The sequence below is a fragment of the Mycobacterium stomatepiae genome, assembly GCF_010731715.1.
Classification (GTDB): domain Bacteria; phylum Actinomycetota; class Actinomycetes; order Mycobacteriales; family Mycobacteriaceae; genus Mycobacterium; species Mycobacterium stomatepiae.
The window spans coordinates 2,023,867-2,040,868 of sequence record NZ_AP022587.1 but is presented as its reverse complement, the minus strand read 5'-3'; the positions used below and the strand labels follow the sequence as shown (position 1 = coordinate 2,040,868).

19 protein-coding genes and 2 pseudogenes are annotated in these 17,002 nt (G+C 65.1%); 11 read left to right on the top strand and 10 right to left on the bottom strand.

The genetic code is table 11. From position 1 onward, the window contains the following. Positions 1–189: 189 nt before the first annotated feature. From G6N54_RS09655 to G6N54_RS09645, 3 genes are all read right to left on the bottom strand, one after another. Complete coding sequence (locus G6N54_RS09655) at positions 190–1,053, bottom strand: zinc-binding dehydrogenase (RefSeq protein ID WP_232073534.1); 864 nt, start codon at positions 1,051–1,053, stop codon at positions 190–192. A gap of 413 nt (positions 1,054–1,466) precedes the next feature. Then, on the bottom strand, positions 1,467–2,183 hold the full coding sequence (locus G6N54_RS09650; RefSeq protein WP_163789838.1) for a cysteine peptidase family C39 domain-containing protein: 717 nt from the start codon (positions 2,181–2,183) through the stop codon (positions 1,467–1,469). A 185-nt stretch (positions 2,184–2,368) separates the two neighbouring features. Next, the gene (locus G6N54_RS09645; RefSeq protein ID WP_179969229.1) at positions 2,369–2,707 is read right to left on the bottom strand and encodes a DMT family transporter; all 339 of its coding nucleotides are present in this window, start codon (positions 2,705–2,707) and stop codon (positions 2,369–2,371) included. Positions 2,708–2,754: 47 nt separating this feature from the next. Here G6N54_RS09645 and G6N54_RS09640 point away from each other — a divergent pair, with 47 nt between their 5' ends. The 4 genes from G6N54_RS09640 (at position 2,755) to G6N54_RS09625 (ending at position 5,248) form a co-directional block, all read left to right on the top strand. After that, a complete protein-coding gene (locus tag G6N54_RS09640) occupies positions 2,755–3,174 on the top strand; it encodes a DoxX family protein (protein WP_163789837.1) in 420 nt (139 codons plus the stop codon). 11 nt (positions 3,175–3,185) lie between these two features. Further along, positions 3,186–3,425, top strand: a complete 240-nt coding sequence (locus tag G6N54_RS09635; RefSeq protein ID WP_163789836.1) for a hypothetical protein — start codon at positions 3,186–3,188, stop codon at positions 3,423–3,425. A gap of 63 nt (positions 3,426–3,488) precedes the next feature. After that, a complete protein-coding gene (locus G6N54_RS09630; protein WP_163789835.1) occupies positions 3,489–4,289 on the top strand; it encodes an SDR family NAD(P)-dependent oxidoreductase in 801 nt (266 codons plus the stop codon). Then, positions 4,289–5,248, top strand: a complete 960-nt coding sequence (locus tag G6N54_RS09625; protein WP_163789834.1) for a phosphotransferase family protein — start codon at positions 4,289–4,291, stop codon at positions 5,246–5,248. The genes G6N54_RS09630 and G6N54_RS09625 overlap by 1 nt, the downstream gene beginning before the upstream one ends. Before the next feature lie 13 nt (positions 5,249–5,261). On the opposite strand, the gene G6N54_RS09620 is transcribed toward G6N54_RS09625, so the two are convergent. Continuing rightward, complete coding sequence (locus G6N54_RS09620) at positions 5,262–5,492, bottom strand: hypothetical protein (protein ID WP_163789833.1); 231 nt, start codon at positions 5,490–5,492, stop codon at positions 5,262–5,264. Between the two features lie 210 nt (positions 5,493–5,702). Here G6N54_RS09620 and G6N54_RS09615 point away from each other — a divergent pair, with 210 nt between their 5' ends. Both G6N54_RS09615 and G6N54_RS09610 read left to right on the top strand, forming a co-directional pair. Then, the gene (locus G6N54_RS09615) at positions 5,703–6,389 is read left to right on the top strand and encodes an MspA family porin (protein WP_163794625.1); all 687 of its coding nucleotides are present in this window, start codon (positions 5,703–5,705) and stop codon (positions 6,387–6,389) included. A 27-nt stretch (positions 6,390–6,416) separates the two neighbouring features. Then, positions 6,417–6,836, top strand: a complete 420-nt coding sequence (locus tag G6N54_RS09610) for a nitroreductase family deazaflavin-dependent oxidoreductase (RefSeq protein ID WP_163794624.1) — start codon at positions 6,417–6,419, stop codon at positions 6,834–6,836. Here G6N54_RS09610 and G6N54_RS09605 read toward each other — a convergent pair. The 5 genes from G6N54_RS09605 to G6N54_RS09585 all read right to left on the bottom strand — a co-directional run bounded on the left by G6N54_RS09605 (position 6,833) and on the right by G6N54_RS09585 (position 11,680). Then, positions 6,833–8,128, bottom strand: a complete 1,296-nt coding sequence (locus tag G6N54_RS09605) for an acyl-CoA dehydrogenase family protein (protein WP_163789832.1) — start codon at positions 8,126–8,128, stop codon at positions 6,833–6,835. The two genes, G6N54_RS09610 and G6N54_RS09605, sit on opposite strands and share 4 nt — an antisense overlap. 3 nt (positions 8,129–8,131) lie before the next feature. Next, positions 8,132–8,503 (bottom strand): CoA transferase, encoded by a 372-nt coding sequence (locus G6N54_RS31520; RefSeq protein ID WP_232073852.1) that lies wholly within the window; start codon positions 8,501–8,503, stop codon positions 8,132–8,134. Continuing rightward, positions 8,500–9,294 carry an enoyl-CoA hydratase/isomerase family protein gene (locus tag G6N54_RS09595; protein WP_163789831.1) on the bottom strand — a complete coding sequence of 265 codons (795 nt, stop codon included), beginning with the start codon at positions 9,292–9,294 and terminating at the stop codon, positions 8,500–8,502. Before G6N54_RS09595 ends, G6N54_RS31520 begins: the two co-directional genes overlap by 4 nt. Before the next feature lie 7 nt (positions 9,295–9,301). Then, positions 9,302–10,510: an acetyl-CoA C-acetyltransferase gene (locus tag G6N54_RS09590; protein ID WP_264078375.1), complete on the bottom strand. Its 1,209-nt coding sequence runs from the start codon at positions 10,508–10,510 to the stop codon at positions 9,302–9,304. Between the two features lie 150 nt (positions 10,511–10,660). Then, the gene (locus tag G6N54_RS09585) at positions 10,661–11,680 is read right to left on the bottom strand and encodes a helix-turn-helix transcriptional regulator (protein WP_163789830.1); all 1,020 of its coding nucleotides are present in this window, start codon (positions 11,678–11,680) and stop codon (positions 10,661–10,663) included. Between the two features lie 294 nt (positions 11,681–11,974). Here G6N54_RS09585 and G6N54_RS09580 point away from each other — a divergent pair, with 294 nt between their 5' ends. The 5 genes and pseudogenes from G6N54_RS09580 to G6N54_RS09565 all read left to right on the top strand — a co-directional run bounded on the left by G6N54_RS09580 (position 11,975) and on the right by G6N54_RS09565 (position 16,211). After that, complete coding sequence (locus G6N54_RS09580; protein WP_163789829.1) at positions 11,975–13,156, top strand: acyl-CoA dehydrogenase family protein; 1,182 nt, start codon at positions 11,975–11,977, stop codon at positions 13,154–13,156. Between the two features lie 5 nt (positions 13,157–13,161). Next, entirely contained in the window at positions 13,162–13,329 is a 168-nt protein-coding gene (locus tag G6N54_RS09575) for a hypothetical protein (RefSeq protein WP_163789828.1), read from the top strand. 26 nt (positions 13,330–13,355) lie between these two features. After that, a pseudogene (locus tag G6N54_RS09570) lies at positions 13,356–14,940 on the top strand (AMP-binding protein). A 144-nt stretch (positions 14,941–15,084) separates the two neighbouring features. Then, positions 15,085–15,468, top strand: a pseudogene (locus G6N54_RS30370) (NAD(P)-binding domain-containing protein); the annotation flags it as partial. After that, positions 15,411–16,211, top strand: a complete 801-nt coding sequence (locus G6N54_RS09565) for a SidA/IucD/PvdA family monooxygenase (protein WP_232073532.1) — start codon at positions 15,411–15,413, stop codon at positions 16,209–16,211. The pseudogene G6N54_RS30370 and the gene G6N54_RS09565, both read left to right, overlap by 58 nt. A 1-nt stretch (position 16,212) precedes the next feature. On the opposite strand, the gene G6N54_RS09560 is transcribed toward G6N54_RS09565, so the two are convergent. After that, the gene (locus G6N54_RS09560) at positions 16,213–16,986 is read right to left on the bottom strand and encodes an oxidoreductase (RefSeq protein WP_163789827.1); all 774 of its coding nucleotides are present in this window, start codon (positions 16,984–16,986) and stop codon (positions 16,213–16,215) included. Positions 16,987–17,002: the final 16 nt, after the last annotated feature.

Genomic DNA, 17,002 nt, shown 5'->3' with positions numbered 1-17,002 from the left:
GATGTGGTGGCAGTATCGCACCGATCTGCCCTGCCGCGCAGTTCGTCAGTCTGGCAGCGGTGTTTGCACACCAGGCGCGGATTTGACGACCGACACGTGAACCCAACCCCACGCACCGGCGACGAAACGGCGTTGACGGCGGAAGCCGCAGACCGGGCCGGAACTTCCGCGGTGGATGGCGGGGGCGGCCTAGTCGAAGATGACGACCGCGCGTCCGACGACGTCGCCGCGCCCCAACGCGTCCAAGTGCTCGTTGATGTCGTCCAGCTTCACCGGCACGATGTGGTGTTTGATCAGCCCTTGGGCGGCCAGCGCGAGAACCTCGGTCAAATCGTTGTGATTGCCCCAGAATGATCCGGAGTATGACTTCTCCCCGCTGACGAACGGGAATATGGGCACCTGCGCACCCTGCTGCCCGATCAGTCCGACACAGGTGAGGGCGCCTTCCTTCCCAAGGATCGAAAACCCAAGTTCCAGAGACTCTTTGGCTCCTGCGCAGTCGAGTACCGCATCGACTTCTCGGCGGCCGGTCAGGTCTTCCAGTTCGTCTTGCACCTCTTCGGCCGTCTTGTTTCGGGTGTTGACGGTGTGATGGGCGCCGTTTTCCTTTGCGACGGCTAGTTTGTCATCGTTGCGGGCGAATGCCACGACCGTCGCCCCGCCGCCGAGCAACCGCGCGTACTGCACCCCGTAGCCTCCGAGACCGCCGATGCCGTTGACGACCACGGTGCGGCCCCCGCCGAGTTTCCCGGCCGCGGCAAGCTTCTTCATGCCGCGGTACGGCGTGAGCCCGGCATCGGTCAGCGGGGCCAGCGTCTGTGGGGTGTGATCGGCCTGCTCCGGTACCGCAATGACATGGCGGTACTGCACCGGCATGTACTCGGCGAACCCGCCGGGCGGTCCGAACCCCGCCAGCTGCCCAGCGGGGCACAGTTGCTCGTTGCCTTCGTGACACTGCCGGCAACTCCCGTCGCCCCAGTTCGGGTTGACCACCACCAGCGTCCCCTCCGTGAGGCCCGTCGATGCGGGCACCTCGGCGCCGACCGCATGCACCCGCCCCGCCACCTCGTGACCAGGCGTGAGATCGGGAACGTGAGCGGAAAGCCCTCGCTGAAGTAGCCGTCGACCAATTGGTAATCGCTGCGGCACATTCCGGCGGCCGCCACCTTGACCAGGACCTCGTTCGGGCCGATGTCGGGCACCGTGATCTCCTCGAGCCGCAACGGCTCGTTGTATGCGTGCATCCGCGCCGCCCGCATCTTCATGACGTTCCCCTCCTCGGCACGACCAAGACGCGCCCAGCACGGGCGGCCTTGAGACATGTTGTGATACAGCCGCTTTGATTCGAGACAATGCCAGCAAACTATCGCGCTGGCAAGAGCTGCCTGCGGCGGTCGTAATTGCGCCCGGTCCGTCTCGAATGGCGGGGTCGGGCAACGTCGGAGCGTTCCGCTGGCGGGCCGTGCCTAACTGGTGACCGTCATCTGGTCGTCACTGCCGTCCCACGAGCGGATGAAGACGTCGATCGGGACCTGCTCGTCGCGGCCGTGGTCGCTGCCCCTGTCGTTGAGGTGTACGACGCCGACCGCGGTGTCGACGCCGGTGACCACCACCGCGTGGTTGGCCAGCGGGTTCCCGTCGGAGTCCTTGTCCTCGACGGGATCGCCCCAGATGACTTCGGCGTTGACGCCCGCGATGACCTTGCTGCCCTTGGCCAGATCCTGCTCCAGCGCCGTCATGCCCGTTGGGACATGGGTTGTTGCGGCACTGTCCCTGTCGGTGCTCACTGCGTGAATTCCATAGTGCGCCAACAGTGTCGGTTCGTCGTCGAACGAGGTGCCGTCTCCGCTGCGGTGCCTCGTCGGTTTCTGGTAGATCGGTCCCGGGTGCACGCTGCTAGGCGTCGATTGAGCCAGCGCGACGATTTCGCGCTCGGACGGCTGAGTGCCGATGAGTTCCCCTACCACGTCGGCGACCGCCATCTCGACGCAGTCGTCGTCGTATTGCTGGTAGCGCCAGAACGGCGCGGCCGCCGTCGGGTCGCCGTAGAGGACGCCGCCGCTGCTGGACGGGCTGGGGGTGCCGGGGGCGGCCTGCGCCGTACCCATCGCCAGACCCAATGCGGCGGCGCCGGTTAGCACCGCAACGGCGGTGGCGCGGGCCGCGGTGGCAATCCTGATCATGAGAAAAGGCTCTCGGGCCGGCCTCTACGAATTCTTGGAGTCGCGGTCCGGGCGGGTGAGCGCACGCTAGGGTCTGCTCGTGAGGTCTGCCCCGCTGCGTTTCGACGTCAGTGAGGTGATCGGCGAGCACGCATCGAGCCGGTTGCGGCCGTGGCAGCGACTACTCGCCTGAACGGAAGTCGTGGTCAGTGGGCACCGGACAGGTTCAGCGTCACCACCCCGGCGATGATCAGCCCGACGCCAACGAGCTTCGCCACAGAAATCGGGGAGCCCAGAAACAGCACTGCGATCAGCACGATGACCGCCGTGCCGATCGCCGACCACAACGCGTAGGCGACGTCGGTCTGCATACCCCGCTTGATCGACCACGCCAACAGTGCAAACGAGGCGCCGTAGCCGACCAGACAGATCACGGTCGGCCACAGGCGGGTGAAGCCTTCGGTGCTCTTGAGCAAGCTGGTCGACACCACTTCCGCCATGATCGCGCCGAACAGGAGCAGGTATGTGAATGCGCCTCCTTGAATACCGATGTGTTTACACCACCCATCGCCGGCGGCCGTACCGTTGCCCTGTGACGACAAAACTCAACCAGCGCCTGGACCGGTTAGCGCCGGTCGTGCTGAGCCTCTTCCGATTGGTATACGGCTTCCTCTTCGCCGCATACGGCTCGATGCTGTTGTTCGGCTGGCCCGTCCGTGCGATATCGCCCGAGGCGGTCGGGATGTGGCCCGGCTGGTACGCCGGAGTCATCGAACTCGTCACCGGCCTTCTGATCGGTGTCGGATTATTCACGCGCGCAGCAGCATTCATCGCCTCGGGGCACATGGCGGTCGCGTACTTCTGGATGCATCAGCCGCATGCGCTCTGGCCGATCGGTGATCGACCCGCGGGCAACGGCGGAACGCCGGCGATCCTGTTCTGCTTTGGCTTCTTCCTGTTGGTCTTCCTCGGCGGCGGCCGTTATTCGATCGACGCTCGTCGTCGGCGCTGATCAATCGCCCCATGGCCGTGCTCGGTCAGCAGCGCCGCCGTGAGGTCGGCGCCTTCGACCTCAAACCGCTGCTTTCCCGCCGCGGCGGAGCCGGCACCGAGATCGTGGAGCACGCACCCCAGAAACAGGGCGTCCCCGTCGTAGTCCGTGCCGGGTCGCTGCCGCCGCTACGGCGGGAGTGGCTAAAACGACGTGATCCCCACGATCGAGCCACGATGGCCGTGCTTGTACTCCGGATGGATCGGCGATAATGACATTCTCTAGCTTGGAGAAGCTGTTTCCGTTTTACCGAACCGCCCCGAGGAGGGTCGACGATGACCGCGAGTCAACGATGCGACGGACTGGTGGCGCTGGTGACCGGCAGCAGCCGGGGGTTGGGTAAGGCGATCGCCGCACGGCTTGCCGCCCGAGGCGCCGCGGTCGCGCTGACCGCGCGCACGATGGACCCCGATCCCAAATGCCACGGGTCGCTGCGCGAGACCGTCGACGAGATCGTCGCCGCGGGCGGCCGGGCCATCGCGGTTCAGGCAGATCTGTCTCAAGCCGAGGAGCGCGAGCGGCTGTTCGGTGAAGTGGTGGACATCGTCGGGGCACCGGACATCCTGGTGAACAACGCCGCGGTCACTTTCCTGCGGCCCCTCAACGGGTTTCCCGAGCGGCGTGCCCGGCTGATGATGGAAATGCATGTGCTCGGGCCATTGCATCTGAGCCAGTTGGCAATTCCCGCGATGCGCAACCGTGGGCGGGGCTGGATTCTGAACCTGACCTCCGTCGGCGGCGACCTACCGCCCGGCCCGCCCTTCTCCGAATTCGACCGAACCGCCGGCTTCGGCGTCTATGGGACGGTCAAGGCCGCGCTCAACCGGCTGACGAAAAGCCTTGCCGCAGAACTGTACGACGACGGCATCGCCGTCAATGCGGCCGCTCCGTCCAATCCCGTGGCCACCCCGGGGGCGGGCACGCTCGACCTGGCGAAGACGGACACCGAGGACATCGAACTGATCACCGAGACGGCACTGCGGTTGTGTACCGGAGACCCGAAGACCCTGACCGGCCGCATCGCGCATACCCAGACCTTCCTCGCCGAGGTCGGCTGGTTTCAGCCCGCCGGCTGATGGTCGAGGTCGATCTCGACGAGCTACGCCGCCGACTCGCCGTTGCCGACATTACGGACGTGACCGCGCTGGCCGGGGGCGCGTCCAGCTTCACCTTTCGTGGCGTGCGATCCGGTAGTCCGGTGGTGATCAAGCTTGCCCCGCCTGGTGTCGAGTCGATCGCGCACCGCGATGTGCTGCGGCAGGCTCGTATTCTCAAAGTGCTTGCCACGAGCCGGGTTCCGGTGCCCGAAGTGTTGTGGGAGGACTCCGGAGATCCGCCCGCGACCCCGCCACTGTTCGTGATGTCACAGGTCGACGGTGACTGCGTCGAGCCGCTGTTCGACGGCTGCCCGTCATCACCCGCGGTGGCTGAGCGCTACCGCGACGCGTGCCGGGTGATGGCCGCGCTGCACGGTCTGTCGTCGAGCGGGCTCGGGCTGGGTGCGGAACCGGTCATCGATCCGGTCGCGGAAGTCGAGCGCTGGTGCCAAACGTTGCAGACGGTCGATGAGGCATTGGTTCCCGACTGGCGGGGTGTACGCGACGCGCTATTGCGTTGTGTACCAACCGCTGTCAAGTCCAGCGTGGTCCACGGCGACTTTCGGCTGGGCAATCTGCTGGCCGTCGGCGCGAACGTCAACGCGGTGATCGATTGGGAGATCTGGTCGATCGGTGACCCGCGCATTGATACCGGCTGGTTTCTGATCAACTGTGATCCCGAGACATACCAACGTGTTCCGGCGTCGGCGGGTATCGCACCTCCGATCGCCGAACTCGCCGAGATCTACCAGCACGAGCTGGGGCACGAGGTAGTCGACCTGGCCTGGTTCCGCGCGCTGGCTTGTTTCAAGTCGGCGGCGACCTGGTCGCTGATCGTCAAACACAACCGGCGGCGACGTTCACCACGCAAAGAATGGGAAGCCATGGCGGCAACCATCCCGAGGCTGTTGAGCCGTGCGCAGGCGATTGTCAGCTAGAACCTCGATGCGGTTACCCGCATCGGATGAATATGTTTTGACAATACATGCCGACGCCGTCCCAGTTTTTCTCCACCGGACGGCCCCGGTTGGCCGGGTTGGTAAAGATCGACGGACCTTCGACCTGCAACCATTCGTTGAGGGCGGGGGGCACCATGGGGGTGCCGGGGTCATCGTCCGGGTCCGCGTGCGCCACGCCGGTGCCGCACCCGAGGATCGCGACGCCGACCGCTGCGGCAACCATCGCGCGAGCGTAGGAACGTGCTCTCATCGCCGCCCCTCTCCGTCGTATGCGCGCATTTTAGCGACGCGGCGGCTGCGCGTGGCAACGCCAGCGTGCCGCATGCGTATCGCATAACAGTCACGAACGCACAACGACTTCACCCGACCGCCAAGCGAGTTCGGTCAGGAGCGCGCCGTGCCCCATAGGTTGTTGCCTGTGAGGGGGATCACCCTGGTAGCACGTCGCGCTGCGGCACTTGCCGTGTGCGTCGTTGTGTCGGTGGCGATCGCGCCGCCGGCGGGAGGCGATCCGGATGCCGAGCCCGCCGGCGCCGTCGCGCCTTCCGATGATGGCCGGGTGCCCTCGAACCCGCCCACCATCATCGATACGCCCGACGGCTGGCGATTGGGCCTCGGCGCCAGGGACGAGTCGCACGTTCCCGTGGCGCCGTTGACCACCGCCCTCTCGTCGCGCGAATACCTTTCGAGCGGAACATTCGTCGGCTCGCTGAGCGGGCCAGAGCAAGCGCAAGGCCTCCTGGAGGTGGGTTTCGAAATCGGCTGCGGGATCGACATGAGCACGTCCAACGGCGTCGAGATCGGTGGTGCGGCCGGCATTGGCCCATCCCTCGGCACGACAGCGTTGTTGCCCGGTGCGATGACGGGCCTCGTGCCGCTGATTTCGGCCCCGGTGGAGGGCACCATCAACGTGGGGCTCAAGCCCGGCTTCGTGGTCGTCGTGCCGGTCAATAAGAAGCAGTTCAAGGGCTCCAATCCGTGGGTGATGATCAGCAAATTCCACGTCAAGATCGACGGATGCGTGGGGCAGTCATTCATTCGCTCTTACGCGACGCTGACGCGGGTGACCGATCTGTCCGACGTGGTGCTGTCCTACGTCGGTGTGACCACAGCCGTCTAGGATCGACTAATTCAACGGGTGGGAGGCATCGTGGTCGACGACGATTTCAACCGTCGCAATATCGAAGAGTTCCGCGCCAACCACGGCAAGCTCGGCGGGCAGTTCGAGGGCGCACCGGTACTGCTGTTGCACAGCAAGGGAGCTCGTAGCGGCGAAGAACGGGTGAATCCGATGATGTACCTGGCCGACGGTCCGCGCTACCTGGTGTTCGCGTCCGCGGCGGGCGCCGATCGTAACCCGGCTTGGTACCACAATCTGGTGGCTCACCCCGACGCCCAGATCGAGGTCGGGGACGATCTCATCGACGTGCACGCCGTCGAATTGCACGGTGACGAACGTGACCATACGTACGCCGTTCAAGCCTCGCGATATCCCGGCTTCGCCGACTACGAACGTAAAACCACCCGGACGATTCCCGTTCTGGCGCTTATCCCGGTGCGCGTCTAACCGCGCGGGACGCCCGCCAGCTTGTCGGCGAACTTGGCCTCGGCGGCCGCCCGCAGCCGCAGTAGGTGTTCGGAGGGAAACAGATCGGGCGCGGGCTGCCGGTCTTTGAGCAACATCCGGGCCAGCGTCACCTTGTGCACCTCGGTCGGGCCGTCGGCGAGGCCGAGCACGAAGGACTCCACCAGGTATTGCACGAACGGCATCTCGTGGGTGGTGCCCAGCGATCCGTGTAGCTGAAGCGCTCGCGCCGACACGTCATGCAGCACCTTCTGCATCATCGCCTTGACCGCGGAGATGTCGGCACGCACCGCCTTGTAGTCGTTGAATTGGTCGATCTTCCAGGCGGTTTGCAGCGTCAGCAGCCGGAACGCCTCGATCTCCATCCACGAGTCGGCGATCATCTCCTGCACGAGTTGCTTGTTGGCGAGCACCTCTCCCTGGGTGTAGCGCGACACGGCCCGCTCGCAAAGCATGTCGAAGATCCGGCGGACCAAGCCGACGGTGCGCATCGCGTGGTGGATGCGGCCGCCGCCGAGACGGGTTTGCGCCACGACGAAAGCCCCACCCCGCGGGCCCAGCATGTGATCGGCCGGGACCCGCACGTTCTCGTAGCGGACGTAGCCCTCGCGGCCGCCGCCGGGCGGCTGATACCCCAGTCCAACGTCGCGCACCACATTGATGCCGGGCGTGTCGCCGGGTACGACGAACATCGAATAGCGTTGGTACGGAGGCGCATCGGGGTCGGTCATTGCCATCACGATGATGAACGACGCCACCGAGGCAAATGACGAGAACCACTTCTCCCCGTTGATGATCCAGTGCCGGCCGTCGGGGATCGCGGACGTGGTGAACACCTTCGGGTCCGCGCCGCCCTGCGGTTCGGTCATCGAGAAGCAGGACACGATGCGGTTGTCCAGCAAGGGCTCGAGGTAGCGCGACTTGAGCTCGGGGGTGCCGTAGTGCGCCAGGATTTCGCTATTTCCGGAATCGGGTGCCTGCGAGCCGAATACGATCGGTGCGCATTCCGAGCGGCCCAGAATTTCGTTGAGCAGTGCCAATTTCACCTGGCCGTATCCCGGCCCGCCCAGATGCGGGCCGAGGTGGGTTGCCCACAGCCCGCGCTCCTTCACGATCTCCTGCAGTGGGGGAATCAGCGCCTGGCGTACCGGATCGTTGAGGTCGTGCGACTCCTTGACGATCAGGTCGATGGGCTCGCACTCGTTGCGCACGAAATCCTCGACCCATTCGAGTTGTTGCGCCCATTCCGAGTCGGTGGAGAAATCCCACGACATCTGTCATCTCCTTCTTTCGTCACCGCTTTGCGCTATCACGCCGGCGTCGACCAGTGCGGTGACGGCGTGCCCCTCTAATCCCATCTCGCAGAGCACGGCGTCCGTGTGGTCGCCGGGCAATGACGGGGACGAGGGGGCATCGGGCACAGTGCGCGAGAAGCGAGGAGCCGGCGCGGGCGAAGTGATCCCGTCGACGGCAACGGACCGCTGGCTGCGCCGGACGGTGCAGTCGATCGGAAGTGGACCGTCCACGCCCGCCAGGGTATCGACGCGGACGACGTCAGCGCCCAAATCTCCCAACAGCATTCCGCGGAATGGCGCCGGCCCCAGGCCTCCCATCTTCACGATGTGGACCCCGTGCAGCGGACCGCTCACCGGCTCGGTCCCGAAGACCACTTTGCGCGGCGTTCGGCCGCTTCCTCGGTGGCATGCGAGATCACCTGATTGCGGTTCTCCAGTTCCAGCGCCGCGGCGAGGTTCGCGGCGTCGGTGTTGACCTGCAGCGCACGTTTGGTCAGCTGCACGCCCAGCTGTGTCAGGCCCGCAATCAGCGACGCCAACTCGATCGCACGGTCGATCAGCCGATCCGGCTCGACGAGCTCGCTGGTCAGACCGCGCCGGTCGGCCTCCGTCGCCGATACCGTGCGCCCGGTGAGCATCCAGTCCGCGGCGACGCTGGTCCCGACGATGCGGGGCAGGTGATAGCTCATTCCCATCTCGGCGCCCGACAACCCGAGCAGGATCGCGGCGTTGCCGAATGATGCTGTCGACGAGCAGATCCGGATATCGGAAGCCAGGCACAGTGCGAATCCGGCGCCGACGCACGGGCCATTGACCGCGGCGATCACGGGCTGGGGCAGCGCGCGCAGGGCTTCGGCCAGTGCGGCCATCCTCTCCTGAAAGCGCATCCGGTCCAGTGCGGGTGCGCTGGCCTCGACCATGCTGGGGCCGAAGTCGCGTACATCGAGCCCGGCGCAAAAGCCCCGACCGGCCCCCGTGAGAACAACGGCGCGCACCGCGCTGTCGCCGGCCAAATCGCCGAGCAGCTGTGTCAATTCGGTCTGCATCACCTCGTTGATCGCGTTGAGCCGCTCGGGGCGGTTCAACCGCAGGACGACGACGCCGTCGCGCGGCCGGTCGAGATCGAGTGTGCTCGGCTTGGTCATATCCGGGTCATACCCGCTCGATGATCGTCGCGGTACCCATGCCGCCACCGGTACACATGGTCACCAGTCCTGTTGTGAGGTCCTGACGTTCGAGTTCATCGAGGACGGTTCCGATCAGCATCGCGCCGGTCGCGCCGATGGGATGGCCCAGGGCGATCGCGCCACCGTTGACATTGACCCGATCCGGATCGATATCGAGGTCGCGGATCGTCTTGAGCGGGACGGCGGCGAACGCTTCGTTGATCTCCCACAGGTCGATGTCGGTCACGGTCATGCCGGCGCGCCGCAGGCAGCGCTGCGCGGCCGGTCCGGGTGCGGTCAGCATGATGATCGGCTCGCTGCCGATCGCGGCGGCGGCCCGGATCTGACCACGCGGCTTCACCCCGTTGGCCCGCGCCCAGTCCGGCGACGCGAGCAACACGGCTGCCGCGCCGTCGACCACTCCCGACGAGTTTCCCGCGTGATGGACATGGTCGACGTGGTCGATGCCGGGGTAGCGCTCCAGGCAGATCTCGTCGAATGTGCGGTTTTCACCGTCGGCACCTGTCGCGCCCATCGCCGCAAACGCCGGCCGCAGCCGCGCCAGGGCCTCGATGGACGTCCCGGGGCGGGGGTGCTCGTCGCGGGCGACTACGCCGTCGGGTGTGGCCACTTCGACCAGGGAGCGATCGAATCTTCCTTCGTCGATGGCGGCGGCGGCCCGGTTCTGGCTCAGCGCGGCGTAGCTGTCGACGACCTCGCGGGTGAAGCCCTCCAGGGTCGCGATCAGATCTGCCGAAATGCCTTGCGGAACAGTCGGATAAAGTGCGCGCAAGTCTGCGTTGTTGCCGTCGATCGTCGGCACGCCGGACGTGACATCCCACCGCGACATCGACTCGACTCCACCGGCGATCACCAGATCGTCGATGCCCGCGGCGATCGAGGACGTCGCCGCGGTGACCGCCTGTTGACCGGAACCGCAGAAGCGGTTGAGCGTCATCCCCGGCACGGTCTCGGGCCAGCCCGCCAGCAGCACCGACAGTCGTGCGATGTCGTCACCGTGGTCACCGGACAGGATGCCGTTGCCGGCGATCACGTCATCGACGCAGGCGGGGTCGAAACCAATGCGCTTGGCCAGCGCCGAGAGGCAGGTGGCCAACAGCGCCTGCGGATGTACGTGGTGCAGTCCGCCATCCGGGCGGCCCCGCCCACGCGGCGTGCGGACCGCATCGAGAATCCAGGCGTCGATGTCGGGCTCCGATCGTTGGGCGATGGATTGGATACGGCGGATCGGTACCGATCGTAATTCGTCTCTCGACTTTGGAGAATAACCCTCTCTAAAAGAGCGAAGCTATTCTCGTTCGGGTTCGGCGTTCGGTCGCCGTGATTACGCCGTGGTGCTGTCGGGTTGCGACAGCGGTGTCGCCCGTCCCGAGCGACGCAGCGTCGCAGCGGGCGTCTCGCCGTAGCGCGAGGCGTGCGCGGCGGCGAACCGTCCGGGGTTCGAATATCCCCAGCGCTTGGCGATCGAGGCCACCGTTTCGACTGACGGGTCGGAGTCCAGCAGCTGCTGGTGCGCGCGACTCAACCGCACCTGCCGTAGGTACGTCATCGGCGACATGCCCATGTGGCGGATGAAGCTCTGCTGCAGGGCGCGCGAGCTGACGTGGCATTCGGCGGCGAGGGAGGCAATCGTCAAGGGCAGATGGGGCTCCGACTCTATGATGTCGACTGCTGGCCGAATAGTTTGGGGTGCAACAAGTTTGGTTCGATCTGCGAGTACGTTCCGGTACGGATGGTCCGCGGAAAGCAGCAGTGCGTGGAGCAAGCTGTCCACGAAGGGCGTTGCTACCAGCGGTTGTGTCAGCGCGCTGTCGGTTCGAAAGAGCTCTTGGGCGAACACAGCGAACATGTGCATCCAGCTGCGTGCGGGTCCCTTGGTAGTAACCATGGACGTGTTGAATTCGATCGGGGTGGTCAACGGGCGTCCGAGCGCCTCGCTAAGCGTGTCCTCGAGCGCATTGCGGCTTACTCGCAATGCAATCATCCGGCAGCCCGCCGGCCAGCGAGGAACGCGCAGCTCCCCTTCAGGCAGGCAAATATTGGCAAGGCCGGGCGCATAGGTAATCGAGGTGCCCCGCTGAAATAGCTGCATTTGTCCGGACGCCAGAATATTGACTTGGTAGAACGGCCGGTCGTGGGGGCAGCTGATGCAGGCATCCACGCTGAAGGCGAGGTCAACGACGCTGATCGGTCCGACGGTGCCGGCACGTTGTGTCAGCGAAAACGGTTTGCGACGGTCGACGGGACCTAGCGTTTGCAGACACGGGAGGAATTTGGCGACCTGCTTGAAAGCGTCGGTTGTCTTGAGTTCCGCAACCATCGACTGTTGGATTTTCTCGCCCATTTCGAACTCCGCTTCTCCCGCTTCGCAATCCGCTTGAGCGGACTACTCGGGCATTCGCGGCGCACGCCTGTACGGATCGCTTAATGTGGCGGACGTCACATTCATTGCGGATTGGCGCTTTTGGGAGTTCGCCGGTTCCCGGCCTCGGTAGGAGGCCGAACCTAAGTGCGCGTAGCAAAGTGTCTCAAACGTTGCGCGAACTGTACTGAGTAGAGGTATCGCGGCTCTAGCGGCTCTAGCCTTGCTGTGAAAGCGTTATCCGACAACGGATTTCGTAGACGCGATCGGAGTGAGATGACTACATCGTCAGCAGAGTGTCCCGCAGCACATGAAGAGCTGTTGGCGGATGCGGTGCGCTTGCAGCCGCTACTTCGGGACAGCACGCTGGCGAGCGAGGCGATGCGCAAACTGCCGGACGAGGCGATTGACGCACTGACCGACGCGGGCTTTTTCCGCTTGCTCAAGCCGCGTCGATTCGGGGGTGTGCACGCCCGGCAACGGACGATGCTCGAGATCGCCGAAACGCTCTGCCAGGCAAACGCATCGGCGGCGTGGCTAGTGAGCATCGCTGCCGCGGCCGCGGTCGTGGCGCGGCATGGCTCGGAGCAGGCCCAATCCGAGATCTTCGGTACACCGGACACCCGGATCGCCGGCGGACTCGCCCCGGGCAGCGCGCGGCGCGTGGATGGGGGATTCTCGATCAGCGGAAGCTGGTCATACGCATCGGGCGCCCCACACGCCGACTGGGCCTCGATTGGCGTCGCGGTGCCGCGTCAGGACAGCGGCGACATAGAGACCTACCTGTGTTTCGTGCCGGCATTCGAGGTGCGGCTGCGCGACACCTGGCACACGGCCGGTATGCGCGGCACCGCGAGTCAAACATTATTGGCCGAAGAGGTTTTCGTGCCGGAGCACCGCGCGATCGCATTCGGCACGCTGGCGAGCGGGCGATCGTCGGGAGGTGATTCCGGGTATCACCTCCCATTGGCCCCGATGGCCGCCCTGCTTCTCTTGGGCCCGCTGCTGGGTCTTGGTCGAGCGGCTGCGGACCTGGTGCTTCAGACGGCTCCGTCGAAGCCGCTTGCCAACACATCCTTTGTCCACCAAAGTGATTCGGCGGGCGTGCAGATACAGGTCGCCGAGGCGAAGCTCAAGCTGCGGACCGCCAGGCTGCACGCCTACGAGGTCGCCGACGCATTGGACGCCGGTCAGATGGTCAACGGTGAGGCGGGATACCCACTCCGCGCTCAAGCGCGAGCACAGTGCGGCTACGCCGCACGGCAAGTGCTCGAAGCGATACAGACGCTGATCAATGTCCACGGCGCGGGCAGTTTCGCCGATTCCAGTGCGATGCAGCAGTATTGGCGAGACGCTAACGTCGCCGCGCGGCACGCCGCATTGAACTCCTTTGTCGGTTACGAGATCTACGGAAAGTCACTGCTGGGCGTGTCCGAACGCATCGCCCCATTGGTGTGAATGGGATGGGTACCGACGACAGAACGCTGCCACCCGGTGAGTGGGGCTGGCAACCCCGGGTGTCCAGCCGGCTCGCGAGGTACCGGCTCATTCAAATGCCGGGAAATCGCCAAGTTATCTTCACCAACCCAATTGGTCTGGCCGAAAAGATCATCGAAACCGGTCGCGACTGAACCATCCCTGATGCGAAGGAGCCATCATGAATTTCGTAAGCCCGTTTCCCGACGTCGTCATTCCGGACACCGGTGTGTACGAGTACGTCTTCGGCGACCTTGGCGAGGTCGACGGCGATCGAATTGCGCTTGTCGAGACCGCGACCGGAACCGAACTGAGCTACCGCGCGTTGGTCGCCCGGATCCAGTCTTTCGCATGCGCCATTGGTGCAACGTGGCATCGGTGTCGGCGACGTGGTGGCGCTGCTGTCGCCGAACAGCGCAGCGTTCGCGGTCGCGTTGCACGGAATCCTGCGGACGGGCGCGACGGCCACTCCGATCAATGTCTTGTTCACGGTGGACGAGATCGCGCGTCAATTGGGAGATTCCGGCGCGCGACTGCTGATCGCGGCGCCACGATTCCGCAAGCAGGCCGAGAAGGCGGCCAACGCGGCGGGCCTATCCACCGGCGATGTGCTGCTGCTCGATATTGACGATATCGTAAATCCAAGTGGCAGTGCAGGTCCCGAGGTTGCTTTCGATCCCGCGACCCATGTGGCGGTCCTTCCCTTCAGCTCGGGGACCACCGGGAAACCCAAGGGCGTGATGCTGACCCATCGCAATCTCGTCGCCAACGTAGCCCAATTGCACCCAGTGTCAGGCGTGGGTCCCGATGAGACACTGATCGCGGTGGTTCCGTTCTTTCACAGCTACGGGTTGACCGGGCTCTTGTGCGCAGCGATGCGAGACCGAGCGCGGCTAGTCGTCATGCCGGCGTTCGACCTGGCCGCGTTTTTGGCCACCATCCAGAACTACTGCGTCACACAGGCTTACATTGCGCCGCCGGTGGCCGTCGCGTTGGCCAAGGACCCAATCGTCGATTCATATGATCTGTCTTCCCTGCACACACTTACGTCCGCGGCCGCACCGCTGGATGAAGAACTTGCCAAGGCGGTGACAGAACGACTCGGATGCCGCATCGTGCAGGCGTACGGGATGACCGAACTAAGTCCGGCCAGCCATGTCATTCCGCTGGAAGGCCGGCATCCGACCGGCGTGAAGGCTCCCGTCAGCTCATGTGGCTGGGCCGTGCCGAACTCGGAGAGCAAGATCGTCGACATCGAGACGGGAGACGAGATACCAGTTCCGGCTGAGGGTTTGAGCGAGCCGGGTGAACTGTGCTTCCGTGGCCCCAATGTGATGGCGGGCTATCTGGGTAACGTTGCCGCGACCGCCGAGATCATCGATGCCGACGGATTTCTGCATACCGGCGATCTGGCGCGGGTGGATGCTGAGGGCTGCGTCTACATCGTCGACCGACTCAAGGAGCTCATCAAGTACAAGGGCTATCAGGTCGCACCGGCTGAACTCGAGGCACTCCTGTTGACCCATCCCGGCATCGCTGACGTCGCGGTTGTCGGTGTGATCCATAATGTTTCGGGTGAGGAGATCCCGAAGGCCTTCGTCGTAAGACAGAGTGGCGTGGCGCTCGCGAAAGGCGAGGTCATCGACTTCGTCGCAGCAAAGGTCGCTCCCTACAAAAAGATTCGTCAGGTCGAGTTCGTCGACAAGATCCCGAAGTCGCCGACGGGCAAGATTTTGCGTAAGGATCTCCGCGGGCGTCAACCATGACGATTGAACGGGGGTCCGGCGCCTCGCCGGAAGGTCCAGCGACCGCGACCGGGGTGCTCGATCGGGTCAAGCGATACCAGCCGGGAGCAGATACCGCGCGATGCCGTCACCTACACCGGTTGGTCGAAGCCGGCCGAAGCGCCGATGCTGGGTGACCGCGGTGTCGTGATCATCGGTTCGGGGCCCGCGGGAATCTCCGCGGCACTGAGCCTTCGCGACGTGGGTATCCCATCGCTCGTCGTCGAGCGGGCCGCGCAAGTGGCCGCGGCCTGGCGCGGCCGCTACGACCGTCTCAAACTGAACACCGGTCGGCAGTTCTCGCATCTGCCCGGAAGGGGCTATCCCAAAGGCACTCCGGTCTATCCGAGTCGCGACCAAGTGGTCGAACACTTTGAACGCCACGCCCGCGCGCCGGGTGTCGAGCTACGCGTCAACACGGAGGTCAAGCGGATCAACCGGGAATCGTCGGGATGGTTGGTGAGCACATCCGACGGCGAGATCAAGGCACGACACGTCGTGATCGCCACCGGTTATCAACACACACACCGGTCGTACCGGACTGGCCGGGCAGCTTCGCCGGTGAGCTATCGCACTCGTGCGGCTACCGCAATCCGGCGCCGTACGCGGGTGAGCGAGTGCTCGTGGTCGGTTCGGGATCGTCGGGGATGGAAATCGCCCACGACCTGAGCACGGGCACGACCGCCAAAGTCTGGCTGTCGGTGCGCACACCACCAAACATCATGCCGCGCAACGGTCCTGCTGGTCTTCCCAATGACGTGGTCTCGATTCCCCTCTACCATCTGCCCGCGCGGCTATCCGACCGGATCGCGACCGCCGCGCGTCTCAAGGCGTTCGGGGACCTCAGCGAGTTCGGCCTGCCGGTGCCTTCCGAAGGGCCGTTCGCCAGGGCACATCGGCTGCATGTCGCGCCGACGGTTATCGACCCCGAGGTCATCGACGCCATCCGTGCGGGATCCGTCGAAGTCGTGCCCGCGCTGTGCGCGTTCGAGGGAAGCGACGTCGTGCTGGCAGACGGTCGACGAATCAACCCCGACGCCGTGATCGCGGCAACGGGCTACCGGACCGGGTTGCAGCCGTTGGTCGGCCACCTGGGTGTACTCACGTCCGGCGGCGTACCTCTTCATTTGGTGCCGGCACCCGCCGCCGATGGACTGTACTTCCACGGGATCGTGAGCCGGCCCGCGTTGATCGGCTACCTGGCCAAACAGTCACGGGCGCTTGCCAAACGGATAGCTTCGGACGAACGGTGAGTCAGTCGAAGTTCGTGCCGCTGGTCAGCTGTTCCCATTTTGCGATCTCGGTCGCACGGGCTTCCGCGGTGTAACGATAGAACGCAAGCGCGTCGGGACCCAGAAGCAGGAATGCGGGCGGCTCACCGGATTCGACAGCGGTAACGATCGCGGCGCCGGCTTTAGCGGGGTCGCCGGCCTGATTGCCGTCCATGGTGTCGTTTTCCTTGCGACGCTGTCCGGCGAAGTCGGTGCGAAAGGCGCCCGGCTCAACGACCGTCACCGAAATACCGAGCGGGGCCAACTCGCCGCGAAGTGCGCCGCTCATGCCTTCGAGCGCTGCCTTCGCGGCGGCGTAGTAGCCGGAGCCCACCGGCGTCAATTGCGCACCGATCGAGGAGATGTTCACGATCGCGCCGCTGCGGCGCGCCCGCATGCCGGGCAGCACGGTCTTGATCATCGCGACGGCGCCGAAGAAGTGCGTCTCGAACAGGGTTCGGACTTCGGCGTCGTCGCCTTCTTCGACCGCGGCGCGATACCCGTAACCGGCGTTGTTGACCAACACGTCAACCGCCCCGAATCGCCCCTGGGCCTGCTGCACGGCCGAGTCGATCTGGCCGGGCTGGGTTACGTCGAGCGCGACGTGCAGCACCCGATCGGGAGCGATGTCCGCCAGGTCGGCGACCTTTGCGGCGTCGCGCGCGGTGACGACGGCATCGTGACCGGCCTCGATGACAGCTTCGGCGAGTGCTCGGCCGAGCCCGGTCGAGCAGCCGGTGATGAGCCAGGTGGGCATGGGTGGTCCTCTTCCT